Raw genomic sequence first — 13,229 nt, 5'->3', positions numbered from 1 at the left:
TTTTATGAATAGAGAAAAGCAAATAAAAATTTAGGAATCTACGCATAAATTTGTTAGTATCTGGTAGGAATATTTTTTGTTTTATTAAGAAAAATTGTGATAAAAAATTATAATCGTTCTTTTTTTAGTGAGAGATTGCATTCCTGTGCGGGCTCGTTTAGTATGGAAAGAAAAGGAGGAGACAAATGGCGATTAAAGGTATTGTATTAGATATTGATGGAACATTGTTAACAAATAAAAAAGTTATTAGTGAAAAAACAAAAGAGGCGTTAATTAACGCACAAAAAAATGGGGTAAAAGTCATTTTAGCCTCAGGTCGTCCGACTACTGGAATGTATAGTTATGCTAAAGAATTAGCGATGGATGAATATGAAGGATTGCTGGTTTCGTTTAATGGTGCCAGCGTGGTTGATTGCAAAACAGATGAAGAATTATTTAACCAAGCCTTATCAATTGCCGATGCGCAAGAAGTTTTGGAGCATATGAAGCAATTCGAAGTTCGTCCAATGATTAATAAAGAAGATTATATGTATGTTAATAATGTATACGACAATTTATTAGAGTTACCAGAAGGACCTTTTAATATTATTGAGTATGAATCACGTGGTGGGAAGTTCAAATTATGTGAAATTGATGACTTAGCAGCCTTTGTTGATTTCCCTTTAAATAAAATTTTAATTGCTGCAGATGCGAACTATCTCCAAGAAAATCATCAAGCAATGGCAGCTCCTTTTGAAGATCGGTTGAGCTCAATGTTCACAGCGCCATTTTATTTTGAATTTACCGACAAAGGAATTGATAAAGCGAAAGCACTAGATACCGTCTTGCCACAATTTGGTTTACATGCAGAAGACTTGATAGCTTTTGGTGATGGACATAATGATGCGTCTATTATTGAATATGCGGGGATTGGTGTCGCAATGGCTAATGCTGTCGAAGCGTTAAAAGAAATTGCTGATGAGATTACCTTATCAAATGACGAAGACGGCATTGCAATCTTATTAGAAAAATATTTATAAAGGAGGACTGACTTTGGATAAAGAAACATTCATTCGTCAATATAGTGTGGAACGAAAACAGACGGACTCATTGAAATGGGATGCATTAGCAGAACGTTTTGGCGATAGTGAATTATTGCCAGCATGGGTTGCCGACATGGAATTTGCTGTACCAGAAACTGTCAAAAATGCCTTAGCACAACGAGTTGCACATGGTGTTTTTGGCTATTCAATTGTATCAAAGGATTATTTTAATGCGTATAAAGGATGGCAAGTTCGCCATGAACAAACTGAGTTTCGTGAAGAGTGGTTATCTTTTTCAACGGGAGTCGTCCAATCCTTGTATGATATTATTGATTGTTTTACTGAAGAAGGGGATGCGGTTATTATCCAGCCGCCTGTTTACTATCCTTTTTTCTATGCGATTCAAGATAAACATCGTCAATTAGTTACTTCGGATATTCAATGCGTTAATCAACGATATGTGATGGATTTAGAAGATTTTGAGCAAAAAATTATTGATCATCAACCAAAATTGTATATTTTGTGTTCACCACACAATCCATTAGGACGTGTGTGGCGTGAAGAAGAATTGGCAGCGGTATTGGCAATTTGTGAAAAACATCAGGTATTAGTTTTATCAGATGAAATTCATTCAGATATTGTGTTATCTGGACATCAGTTTTGTTCAAGTGTAACTGTGGAAAAAGGACGTTTTTTGGATAATTTAATCATCGTCAATTCACCTTCAAAGACATTTAATTTAGCAGGTTTGCTGAATTCACATGTGTGGATTCCAAATGAAAAATTGCGCACACAATACAACGATTGGGCCAAAGAATACAAGCAAACAGAATTCAGCTTATTCGGTCAACTAGCAGCCAAAGTTGCGTATGAAACGGGTGATGATTGGGCAGAGGGATTATTAGCGACGATTGAAGATAACTATCACTATGCTAAAGCACGATTAACAGCTGAATTACCAGATGTGGTGGTTGCAGATTTGGAAGGAACGTATCTTATGTGGGTGGACTTACGTGCGTATATTGCGCCAGACGATATTAAAGGTGTCGTGCAAGATAAAGCCAAATTAGCGATTGATTTTGGCGAATGGTTCTCACCTGAAGCAAAGGGCTTCATTCGAATTAACTTAGCAACACCACCAACCAACATTCAACAAGCGATTGACCAACTGGTAGTTGCAATTAAAGCATAAATAAAATGGTTCAAACGATAGAGAGAGTGCTGTGTGACAGCAAGAATGCGTCGTCCATTTACTAGAATGGGCGATGTCTCTTTGTATGGTTTGGCTATTTTTTTATTTTTGTTCATGAAGTCATTTTTCTAAGGTAACTATGAGAGGATTCTCTTTGTTTCTAACTAGCGACTGAAGACAAACTCATGTTATGATGAAAATCGATTTTTGAAATTATTTAAAGGTTGGAGGAAGAAGATGAAAAGAATGCTTACTCATCGACAAGTGCAAGATGCCTTATTTGTTATCACTGGTGCATTTGTTTTAGCTGTTTCCATTAATTGTATTTTGTTACCAAACCAAATTGTTGCTGGTGGAGCTAACGGAATTAGTGTGGTGTTAAATCACATGTTTGGTTGGAATGTTGCGATTGTATTATACGCGATTAATATTCCATTATTAATTTTATGTTTTTTATTATTAGGGAAAGAAGTTGGCTTGAAGACGATTTTTGGTAGCCTAATCTATCCATTTTTTGTAGGTGTGACGGCGAATTTTCCTGTTATTACACATGACTTATTTCTAGCTGCTTTATTTGGTGGAATTGTCACTGGTGTTGGGCTAGGATTGGTTTTTCGGGGGAATGCTTCAACCGGCGGAACGGCGATTATTTCTCAAATTGTGCATAAATATTTGCATGTATCGTTAGGAATTGCCATCTTGTTTGTGGATGGTTTGGTTATTTTATCGGCATTACTGACTTTTGATACAGACGTGGTATTATTTTCATTAATTAGTTTATTTATTATCGGACGTGTTGTAGATATGGTTCAAGTTGGTTTTGACCGCTCGAAAAATATTATGATTGTGTCGCAAAAATACACAGAAATTCAACAAGTATTAACTACAACCTTAGACAAAGGGGTCACGTTAATCCCGATTGAAGGCGGCTATAGCCAAACGCCAAGTAAATTATTGATGACCGTGATTAGTGAAAAAGACTTTCCAAAAGTAAAAGAAGCAATTTTAACAATCGACGAAACAGCTTTTTTTGTTACGCTGAATGCTAGTGAAGTCAACGGTCGTGGTTTTAGTCTAAAAAAGGTTGCCGATGATTACGGCGTTGAAGTGAACAATTTATAATCAATGAGATGGGGCATTCATGCGCCATCTTTTTTTATTAAAATAATTAACTACTATACAAGCGTGCAGTAACAGAACCATTGGAAAAGAGAACTGGCTAGAGCCTTTTCTATCTGAAGATTGGTCAGTAGTTCCCCTAAATAGATGGAACATTTTAGAACAATTTATTCATTATATCTGCTACTCAACGTTAGCTCTCCTTTGGCTTGACGTGTTAGCGAGCGCTTTTTTTGTTACAATAGTTACAAGGAGTGTGATGAAATGATCGAATTAAGAAATGTAAGTAAGGTCTACGGTACCAAAAAAGCATTGAATGAATTGAATTTAACGATTCGGCAAGGAGAAATCTTTGGTTTTTTAGGGCATAACGGTGCAGGAAAATCAACAACCATTAAGAGTTTAGTCAGTATCATTCAACCAACAAATGGCACCATTACAGTTGATGGTTTGGACTTAGCGACCAATCGGATGGAAATTAAGAAAAAAATTGGCTATGTTCCAGACACGCCGGATCTTTTCTTGCAATTAACAGCAGGAGAATATTGGGATTTAATGGCAGCTGCGTATGATATTCCCCAAACGGAAAAAGAAGCGCGCTTAATTCCTTTAGCACAACTTTTTGATATGCTTAGTCATCAAGATGAAACAATTTCTAGTTTTTCTCATGGGATGCGTCAAAAAACGATTCTTATTGGTGCCTTGCTTTCTGATCCTGATATTTGGATTTTAGATGAGCCGTTGCAAGGGTTAGATCCACAAGCTGCGTTTGATTTAAAAGAAATGATGCGGGCACACGCAGACAAAGGAAAAACAGTTATCTTTTCAACGCATGTTCTTGATACTGCCCAACAACTGTGTGATCAATTAGCTATTTTGAGAAAAGGAGAACTGCTTTATAACGGATCAGTAGAAGAATTGCTAGCCACAGCACCCGCGGAATCATTGGAATCGATTTATTTAAAAATGGCGGGACGTCACGCACAAGAAGCGGAGGTATTCCATGAATAAAACGCAACTAGCTGAATTGTTAAAAGTGAATTTGCGCTATGTTAACCCGCAAGCCACTAATAAAGCCCGCAAATCTGGCAAACATGGTGCTAAATTAACGCGTTCGATTGTTAATCAGTATATTTTATCAGGAGTCATCTTTTTAGCAATTTATGGTTTAACGATGTTTGCGATTGATTTCAGTCAGATGCCGGGATTTTTTACGTATTATGTGGCGTTATTTGGGATTATTGCTTTTTCGCAAGGGATTTCTGTTATTTACAATGTGTTTTTTGAAAGTCGTGACTTAGCAGGCTATTTGCCGTTACCTTTTCGACAAGTAGATATTTTTATAGCGAAAATTATCATTGTTGCGATTACGATTATTCCATTTACGTTACCAGTGTTAATCGTTTTTATTATGGCGGGCATGCGTTCAGGTGTTTTCGTGGTATTGGCTGTTTTATTAGCACTCGTGTTGTTTATTTTGTATTTAAGTTTGGTATTTAGTTTTTGTAGCTTCATTGTTTTTGGATTAACGCGAACTAAATTCTTTAAGAAGCATAAACAATTAGTGACGACATTATTGTTAGTTGTATCTGTTGGTGTAGCCGTTGTGGGTATTTTGTTAATGAATAGTCAAACCGATTCAATGGGCATGGGTATGGTTGACCGTGGTACTATTTCGGCATTTCTACCATTTTTCTATGTGATGACTCAGCCGTTTTCTTTGGCAGCTATTCTAAGTTTAGGTGGGTTGCTTGGACTGAATTTGTTGAGTTTCTATTTAATTAAAGTAACCTTATTACCAAAAATGTATGAACAATTACTCGATGCCGCACCTGGTGTAGGTGCAACGAAACGAACGCATAAACCAAATCAAAATTTGCGTCAATTATTGTTTAGCTATAATTCGCAGTTGATTCGCGATCCTAATTTAATTATGCAAGTATTTTCGAATTCAATTTTAATGCCCATGATTTTTATCATTGCTTTTGCCGTAACAGGGCAAATTAATTTGAATTTTTTAGGGATGGAATATCTCGGTGTCTGTTTTACAGTAGGGATTGCATTAGCTACATTGTCGGTTAATCCGATGTCATTTGTGGCGAATATTATTTCATTAGACAAAGAGAACTTTTTATTTATTCGTTCGTTACCTTTATCAATGACCAACTATTTAAAAGAAAAATTTCGCTTTGCAGGTAGTCTACAATTGATTATTAATGCTGTCATCGTTGTAGCAATGGGAATATTTTTCCATTTGCCATTTATTTTGCTAGTAAGTGCACTCTTAGGAAATATTGTTGCGACTTATTTATTGTCGTTACGCTATTTTGCGCGTGATTATCGTCTGTTATTGTTGGATTGGACGAACATTAGTCAATTATTTACAAGAGGTGCAGGAAATACAGGTTTAGTCTTTCTGATGATGGGGTCAATATTTCTAAACGCCCTTTTAATTGCGTTATATGTAGTTGGGGTGATGATGTACCCATTTTGGTGGATTAATGGTCCAGTATTTATTCTTCTGGTAATTGGCTGTGTAAGTTGGTATCTGTATTATCAACGGAATTTTTGGCAAAGGTTTGATTAAACAGCACGACTCCACTTTTTTCGGGAGTCGTGCTTTCTTTTATTTCGCCTTTACAGCAATCCAAATTTCACTATAGACATCAGTTGAATTGGTGGCATAGTTGGTAAATGAGATTTCCGGAGCATCGACTAATTCATAATTAGAAGAAGGCAGCCATTCGGAAAATATACGAGCCCATGTTTGTTGCAATGTTTCTGGAAAAGGTCCTTTGTTAGGGAAAATGGCCCAAGTATGTGCACTGATTTCCAGCGTCTCTAAATCTGAAGATGTCGGTTCTTTTGTCGTTAGGAAACCAATTAACTGTTGCAACGTTCCTTGTTCTGCAAAGCGTTCTCCTTCAAAGTCATAGGATACATTGACCACTTGATTCGGATACAGATTGCCTAATTCGTGCATGTGTGCTCGTTGTTCTGGAGTAATTGTTTGAGCTAATTCGATAATTTGTTGATTCGTTCCTTCAAACTGAATGGGAACACGTTTAGATACTCCGACTACACGAAAGGCTTCTTTGCTTTCGATTTTAACTTCCATTGAAATTCCTCCTTTAATATCAATAAAAAATGAGAGTTTAGGAAATGTTTTTTGAGTGTTACGTTTACTAATTTCTGAAGGCAAATAACCACTCCATTCACGAAACGCTCTTGAGAAACCTTCAACTGACTGGTAGCCGTATTTGAAGGCAACTTCTGTAACTTTTTCGCCCTGTAATAAATCTTGATTGGCACACGCAAGCTTACGATTTCTGATGTATTCCAATAAAGTCATGCCAGAAAGAAATGAAAAAGTTCGTTTGAGGTGATAGGCGGATAGTCCGACTGTTCTAGCTAATTCTTCAATCGAAAACTCTTCCGTTAAGTGCGAATCGATTTCGTCCATTAGTTGGTTCAATTGTTGTAACATAGTTTCCCTCCTCATTTATCTATAGCTTAACAAGAGAATTCGTGGATGACTTGATATAGGTGAGACAAATTTTATCGATTTTACTTATTGAATTCATAAAAAAAAGTTTAGAAAATATTCTGAAAATTTAGATAAAAGTATTTACATTCAATAAAAGTCATGGTTAAATAAAGAAACAGTGAGAGGTTTTTCACTGGTGGATAAGTGGTGCTAAAGGTGAGTATTCATCTTTCACAATAACCCCTGGGATAAAAACTCCCAAAAGAAAAGCGTGTTGCTTCAAGCAACACGCTTTTCTTATTCTTCTTCAGGAATGTGATTGTCTAAATCGGTACGTACAATTAAGACATCACATGGTGCATGACGGATAACATATTCTGAAACAGAACCGATGAATAATCGTTCGACAGCATTTAAACCTGTTGCACCTAACATAATTAAATCGACTTCTTTTTCAGCAGGTAGTTGTTTTGCGATGATTGCTTTTGGTGAGCCATATTCAATCGTTGTTTCGACTGCAGGAACACCATTACTTGTAGCAGTCTCCGCATATTCTGCTAAAGATTCTTTCGCCATATCTGTCGCTTGTTCCGCTAAGACTGTGTCAAAAGAAGTAACCGTTTGAAACGCACGAGTATCAATAACATGAATCAATAACAACTCTGCTTGGTTTCTTCGCGCTACGTTGACTGCTTTGCGAAACGCTAGTTCTGCTTCCTTTGAACCATCGACTGCGACCATAATTCGTTTGTATTGTTGTAACATAACCCCACGTCCTTTCTGTTCTTCTATTCCTATTGTAAGCTATTTCATAAGAAAAAGAAAAGAGAAACCTCAGAATTCAACGCATTTTTTTTGAAAATTGAATACTAAAGAGGGCAGAAACCAGCATCATCACTGCAATAAAAATCAATGTAAATAACAATTGATTGATGATAGCGAGTAGACCGCTAATAACTCCTAGGGCAATATAAAGCATGCCATATGTTTTTAAAAAATGGCTATTTTTTTCATTATTTTCGATGAGAGAGAAAAATACGGTTTGTTTCATTAAAGTGATACCGAGGAAAATTAATACAACGGCCATCAAGATTAACAAGAAAATTGTCATTGTTCCACTCCTTTCCCTTACTATAAAGTATAGGTGAGTTTTTAGATTCCTGCAATTTTTTTTGAAATGTAAGTAATCATTACAGATTTTTCTGTTATTATTTTATATAATACAATAAAATAGATAGAATAAAAGGTGGTCTTTGATGAAAGGTTTTAATCGTTTTGACAATATTGTTAGCTCTGTGGTAGATATTATGCTAGGTTTTCTAGTCCTAGTAGTACTAGTGGTGATGGGGGAATCCATCTATCATATGATTACGGCAGTTGTGCCATTGCATTCACTAAAAGATTTGTATCCATTAATTGAAGAAATTGCAACATTGTTTATCTTGTTAGAAATTATCTTAATGCTTTTACGCTATGTGAGAGAAGGGCATCACATTCCTGTACGCTACTTAATTTTAATCAGTATTACAGCAATTTGTCGTGAACTGTTACTTGCTCATGGTGGTGGAGTGGAGGCATTATTTCTTTCTCTAGCAATTTTAATTTTAGTGCTTGTTTTATTTATTTTAGAAAAAGTCAAAGCCTTTCACAATTCAGGACCAGACGAACCCGAAGAAATGTAAACGAAACAGAAATGTATCTGCGGATATATTTCTGTTTTTTTATACAAAAAAACCACTCACCTAAAAGGGAAGTGGTCCAATTGAAAATTAATGGGTAAGATCCGTTGATGCCGTTTATTGTCCCGGAGTATTGATCCCGCAAAGTGTAGCAGGTGGGTTCTACGGTTATAGTTTTCGAACTACCAAATGACAAGGCTTGTTACCAACTATAACACCGGACAGATCCCAAGATATCAATAAAAATGTTCGGTCAACACTAAATAGGGATAACTCGTACATTACAGATTTCCCATTTCCATAGTAGCATATGGATGAAAAAGTAGCAATAGAGAAGTGCAATAAATGAAAGCGTTTTTTAAGAATGCTTTTTCCAATCTTGTAACTGCTGATAACGCATGCCTAGAGCTTGTTCATACTTACCCGTGCTTTTTGGTTGATAGTAATGTTTGTATTTTAATTTGTCTGGTAAATACTGTTGATTGACCCAAGCTTGTTCAAAATCATGCGGGTATTGATAACCAATGCCACGATTTAATTCAGCTGCACCTTTATAATGCGCATCACGTAAATGGTTGGGAACATCCCCGGCTTGCCCACTGCGAATATCTGCAATTGCTTCATCTAAAGCGACATATGCACTATTCGATTTTGGTGACAAGCATAGATCCACCACAGCTTGTGCTAGAGGAATCCGTGCTTCGGGAAGACCTAGCCTTTCAGCAGCTAATACAGCATTGACTGTGCGTGAAGCAGCGTTAGGATTAGCTAATCCTATATCTTCGTAGCCAATCACCATTAAACGGCGACAAATAATAGCTAAGTCACCAGCTTCTACTAGACGACCCAAATAATGTAAGGCAGCATCCACATCACTGCCGCGAATGGATTTTTGAAAGGCGGAAATCACATCGTAATGTGCGTCCCCATTTTTATCGTGAGTAAGTGCTTTTCGTTGCACACATTCTTCGATAATCGAGAGGGTTAAATGGATTGTCCCCTCTTTTGGTGGGGTGGATTTGACCGCTAATTCTAAACCATTTAAAGCACTGCGTAAATCCCCATTTGTTGCACGTGATAAATGGCGTCGCGCCTCTTCATCAATCCTCACAGGAAACTCCCCAAGACCACGTTCGTTATCATTTAAGGCTTGGTCGATAGCTTGTAAGATATCTTCTTCTTGTAAAGGAAAGACTTCAAAAATTTGTGTTCGACTGCGAATCGCTGGGTTAATGGTGATATAAGGATTTTCAGTAGTTGCACCAATCATAATAATTTTACCACTTTCAAGATGAGGCAATAAAAAATCTTGTTTGGTTTTATCTAAACGATGAACTTCATCTAATAGTAAAATGACAGTGCCGCTCATGCGTGCTTCTTCAGCGACAATTTGTAAATCTTTTTTTGTATCTGTCGCAGCGTTCAACATTCGAAACGCATAACGTGTTGAACCAGCAATTGCGCTGGCAATACTCGTTTTTCCAGTTCCTGGTGGTCCGTATAAAATCATGGAAGATAACATCTTTGCTTCAACCATGCGGCGAATAATTTTTCCTTCACCGACGAGATGTTGTTGACCAACAACTTCATCTAAATTTCGAGGACGCATACGATAAGCAAGTGGTTGTTGCATAATAAACACCCTTTCATTTCTTTCTTCTAGTATAGCATAGAGAAGACGACGACTTTTCGCCATGAAAAAGCATTAAGGATAGCATGGAAGCTCAGAATTGTGTATGATGACAATAGGTGATGAAATGGAAGACGTAAAACAAATTTTTAACACGCAATCGACCGTAGAGATTGCACATTATCTTGTCGGCATGTACTTGGAGCATGAGACATCTGAAGGAATTTTAGGAGGATATATTGTTGACTGTGAAGCCTATTTAGGGCCAGATGACCAAGCAGCACACAGTTATGGGATGCGCAATACGCCTCGTTTACAAGCGATGTATCAACAGCCTGGAACGATTTATCTATACACGATGCATACGCATTTGATTTTAAACATGGTGACACAGCCAGAAGGCATGCCTCAAGGTGTAATGATTCGAGGAATTGAACCTGCTACAGGCATTGAACAAATGGAAGAAAATCGTGGGCGTTCAGGCAAAGAATTATCAAATGGACCAGGAAAATTGGTAGCGGCATTAGGTATTACTAAAGAGCTTTATGGGCAATCTATTTTTGCAAGTCCGCTACATTTAGTACCTGAAAAGAAACGAACACCTAAAAAAATTGAAACGTTACCCAGAATTGGTATTCCCAATAAAGGCAAATGGACAGATATGCCGTTAAGATTTGTGGCAAGTGGAAATCCATATATTACGAATATTCGAAAAAGAGATATTGATCCAGATTTTGGCTGGTTAGAAAAGAGGAAAAAATAAATGGCAAAAGAAACGCTTATTACTTATTTAGATAAACAACTAACAAAGAAAATTACCGAATACGATACAGCAATTGATTGGGATGCAAAAAATCATACTATTGAACTAGTGATTCGTTTGTTTGCTGAAAACGCAGCAGGTACCGTCATTGATGATGCAGAAGGTGTCGAATCAGAAGAGGAAATCATTGAATTTGAAGATGGTATTTTATTTTACAATCCGCAAAAATCACGTTTTGATGAAGAAGATTATCTAGCAATCATTCCATATGAAGGCAAAAAAGGTATCCAACAAGCAGTGATTGACGGTTTAGTTGATTATTTACAAGAAGTATTAGATCAAGGTCAAAGTGATTTATTAGATTTTTTATCGGAAGAAAACGAAGATGAATTTTTTGAATTACAATTTTCAGAAGAAGCATTGGATCAAGCAATCGAAAAATATGAGGAAAAAGGTTATTTACCTTACCCAAGTTATTAAGGAGTAAAAAGAATGAAGTGGAATGAAGTAAAAATCGAAACTGCAAGTGAAGCGGTAGAAGCGGTAGCTAATATTTTAATGGAAGCTGGCGCAAGTGGAGTAGCCATTGAAGACGCCCTAGATATAGAAAACTTTCAAGGTGATGCATATGGAGAACTCTTGGACAAAGAAACTATTACCTCGTTAAAAGAAGGGGCATATGTAGCAGCGTATTTTCCTGAAATAATTTTCTTACCCGAAATTTTACCTTTTATTCGTGAAGAAGTGGCTAAATTACCTGAATACGGTTTAGCAATTGGCAAAAATGAAGTAACTGTCAGCGAAGTAGCAGAAGAAAACTGGGCAACTGCATGGAAAAAATATTACCACCCGGTACGCATTTCACGTTATTTGACTATTGTTCCAAGTTGGGAAGAATATACAGCTCAACATACCGACGAAAAAATTATTACTTTAGATCCTGGGATGGCTTTTGGTACAGGCACACATCCAACCACTCGTTTAACACTTCAAGCATTAGAAGTAACCTTGCGTGGAGGAGAAACTGTATTAGATGTTGGGACGGGTTCAGGCGTGTTAAGTATTGCAAGTAAATATTTAGGAGCTAAGGACGTTCACGCCTTTGATTTAGATGAGGTTGCCGTGCAAGCTGCACAAGAAAATATGGACTTAAATCCAATTGCTAGTGATGTGTCCGTAAGTGCCAACGATTTATTGAAAAGTATTGAAACGCCAGCCGATGTCATTGTAGCAAATATTTTAGCGGATATCATTGTTTTGATGGTACCTGATGCATGGCGTTTGTTGAAATCAGATGGTACGTTAATTGTTTCCGGAATTATCCATGAGAAAAAACAAATGGTTATTGATACCCTTGAAGCGCAAGGTTTTGAAGTTGACCAAGTTTTCCAACAAAAAGATTGGTATGCCATCATTTTGAAGAAACCTGAGGAAGATTAAGATGCAACGATATTTTTTAGCTGAAAACTATACACCTAAAGAACAATATGAAGTAACGGGGGAACCTTACCATCATATGGTCCGTGTCATGCGCATGAATACTGGACAACAAGTGTATTTAGCCTTTCAAAATCAATTGTCGATTATTGCTGAAATTAGTGCGATTACCGATGCTAGTGTTATCTTAAAAGAAATTGAAAAAGAGCAACAAGAAAAAGAACTACCAATTTCGATTACAATTGCAAGTGGGTATCCAAAGGGTGATAAATTAGATTTAGTGGTTCAAAAGGGAACGGAACTAGGCGCAGCAGGGTTTATCGGTTTTCCAGCCAAAACCTCGGTAGTAAAATGGGATGCTAAAAAATTAGCAAAAAAACAACAACGCTTAGAAAAAATTGCTCAAGAAGCAGCGGAACAATCACACCGTCAAGTAACCCCGATTGTTGAGCTTTTGGCAACCGAAAAAGAATTTTTAGAAAAAGTAGCTACCTATGACGTCATTGTTGTTGCCTATGAGGAATCTGCGAAACAAGGAGAACATGCACAGCTTGCCCGTATTTTGCAAAAGGTGGAAAAAGGTACCCGTTTATTGGCTATATTCGGACCAGAAGGCGGACTTGCTCCTCAAGAAATTGAAACATTGGTTGCAATGAATGGACAACTTTGTGGCTTAGGTCCTCGTATTTTACGAGCAGAAACAGCGCCGTTTTATTTATTAAGTGCGGCGAGTTATCAATTAGAATTAATGTAAAAATTCCTTGATAACTTTGGTTTTACAGGTTTGAAAAAAACACGGAAAATTTGTATAATATAACTGGTACTTAGGGATAGAAATTCCCAATCGGTCTCTTGTATACAAGTATAACCAAGAAGAGTCTGGGCGTTTGTCCAGACCTT

General features: G+C 36.9%; 14 protein-coding genes and 1 other RNA gene. 10 read left to right on the top strand and 5 right to left on the bottom strand.

What is annotated here, in order from left to right; genetic code table 11:
• Positions 1-185 precede the first annotated feature (185 nt).
• From AC4BC7_RS10160 to AC4BC7_RS10140, 5 genes are all read left to right on the top strand, one after another.
• On the top strand, positions 186-1,019 hold the full coding sequence (locus AC4BC7_RS10160; protein WP_207871631.1) for a Cof-type HAD-IIB family hydrolase: 834 nt from the start codon (positions 186-188) through the stop codon (positions 1,017-1,019).
• 13 nt (positions 1,020-1,032) lie between these two features.
• A complete protein-coding gene (locus tag AC4BC7_RS10155; protein ID WP_490502781.1) occupies positions 1,033-2,214 on the top strand; it encodes a MalY/PatB family protein in 1,182 nt (393 codons plus the stop codon).
• 237 nt (positions 2,215-2,451) lie between these two features.
• Entirely contained in the window at positions 2,452-3,336 is an 885-nt protein-coding gene (locus tag AC4BC7_RS10150) for a YitT family protein (RefSeq protein WP_207871629.1), read from the top strand.
• 261 nt (positions 3,337-3,597) lie between these two features.
• Positions 3,598-4,344 carry an ABC transporter ATP-binding protein gene (locus tag AC4BC7_RS10145; protein WP_490502780.1) on the top strand — a complete coding sequence of 249 codons (747 nt, stop codon included), beginning with the start codon at positions 3,598-3,600 and terminating at the stop codon, positions 4,342-4,344.
• On the top strand, positions 4,337-5,920 hold the full coding sequence (locus AC4BC7_RS10140; protein WP_490502779.1) for an ABC transporter: 1,584 nt from the start codon (positions 4,337-4,339) through the stop codon (positions 5,918-5,920). The genes AC4BC7_RS10145 and AC4BC7_RS10140 overlap by 8 nt, the downstream gene beginning before the upstream one ends.
• Positions 5,921-5,959: 39 nt before the next feature.
• Here the strand turns inward: AC4BC7_RS10140 and AC4BC7_RS10135 are convergent, their stop codons facing one another.
• The 3 genes from AC4BC7_RS10135 to AC4BC7_RS10125 form a co-directional block, all read right to left on the bottom strand.
• Positions 5,960-6,820: an AraC family transcriptional regulator gene (locus AC4BC7_RS10135; RefSeq protein WP_490502778.1), complete on the bottom strand. Its 861-nt coding sequence runs from the start codon at positions 6,818-6,820 to the stop codon at positions 5,960-5,962.
• A gap of 297 nt (positions 6,821-7,117) precedes the next feature.
• Positions 7,118-7,585, bottom strand: a complete 468-nt coding sequence (locus AC4BC7_RS10130) for a universal stress protein (RefSeq protein ID WP_207871625.1) — start codon at positions 7,583-7,585, stop codon at positions 7,118-7,120.
• A 76-nt stretch (positions 7,586-7,661) separates the two neighbouring features.
• Positions 7,662-7,931, bottom strand: coding sequence for a hypothetical protein (locus AC4BC7_RS10125; RefSeq protein ID WP_207871624.1), 270 nt, complete (start codon positions 7,929-7,931; stop codon positions 7,662-7,664).
• A 145-nt stretch (positions 7,932-8,076) separates the two neighbouring features.
• On the opposite strand from AC4BC7_RS10125, the gene AC4BC7_RS10120 reads away from it, so the two are divergent.
• Positions 8,077-8,502: a phosphate-starvation-inducible PsiE family protein gene (locus AC4BC7_RS10120; protein ID WP_207871623.1), complete on the top strand. Its 426-nt coding sequence runs from the start codon at positions 8,077-8,079 to the stop codon at positions 8,500-8,502.
• A gap of 94 nt (positions 8,503-8,596) precedes the next feature.
• On the opposite strand, the gene ssrS is transcribed toward AC4BC7_RS10120, so the two are convergent.
• Positions 8,597-8,792: non-coding RNA, 6S RNA (ssrS, locus tag AC4BC7_RS10115), on the bottom strand.
• 65 nt (positions 8,793-8,857) lie between these two features.
• Positions 8,858-10,132, bottom strand: a complete 1,275-nt coding sequence (locus AC4BC7_RS10110) for a replication-associated recombination protein A (RefSeq protein ID WP_207871622.1) — start codon at positions 10,130-10,132, stop codon at positions 8,858-8,860.
• A gap of 124 nt (positions 10,133-10,256) precedes the next feature.
• On the opposite strand from AC4BC7_RS10110, the gene AC4BC7_RS10105 reads away from it, so the two are divergent.
• From AC4BC7_RS10105 to AC4BC7_RS10090, 4 genes are read left to right on the top strand one after another with little or no spacing between them, the layout of a single operon-like run.
• Complete coding sequence (locus AC4BC7_RS10105) at positions 10,257-10,892, top strand: DNA-3-methyladenine glycosylase (protein WP_207871621.1); 636 nt, start codon at positions 10,257-10,259, stop codon at positions 10,890-10,892.
• On the top strand, positions 10,893-11,372 hold the full coding sequence (locus AC4BC7_RS10100; RefSeq protein WP_207871620.1) for a DUF3013 family protein: 480 nt from the start codon (positions 10,893-10,895) through the stop codon (positions 11,370-11,372).
• A gap of 12 nt (positions 11,373-11,384) precedes the next feature.
• Positions 11,385-12,332, top strand: coding sequence for a 50S ribosomal protein L11 methyltransferase (gene prmA / locus AC4BC7_RS10095; RefSeq protein WP_490502777.1), 948 nt, complete (start codon positions 11,385-11,387; stop codon positions 12,330-12,332).
• Between the two features lies 1 nt (position 12,333).
• Positions 12,334-13,083 (top strand): 16S rRNA (uracil(1498)-N(3))-methyltransferase, encoded by a 750-nt coding sequence (locus AC4BC7_RS10090; protein ID WP_016174136.1) that lies wholly within the window; start codon positions 12,334-12,336, stop codon positions 13,081-13,083.
• Positions 13,084-13,229 lie beyond the last annotated feature (146 nt).

This window comes from Enterococcus sp. AMC1623 (assembly GCF_058216495.1).
Note: the sequence above shows the minus strand (reverse complement) of the source record. Positions and strands in the feature narration are given on the sequence as shown.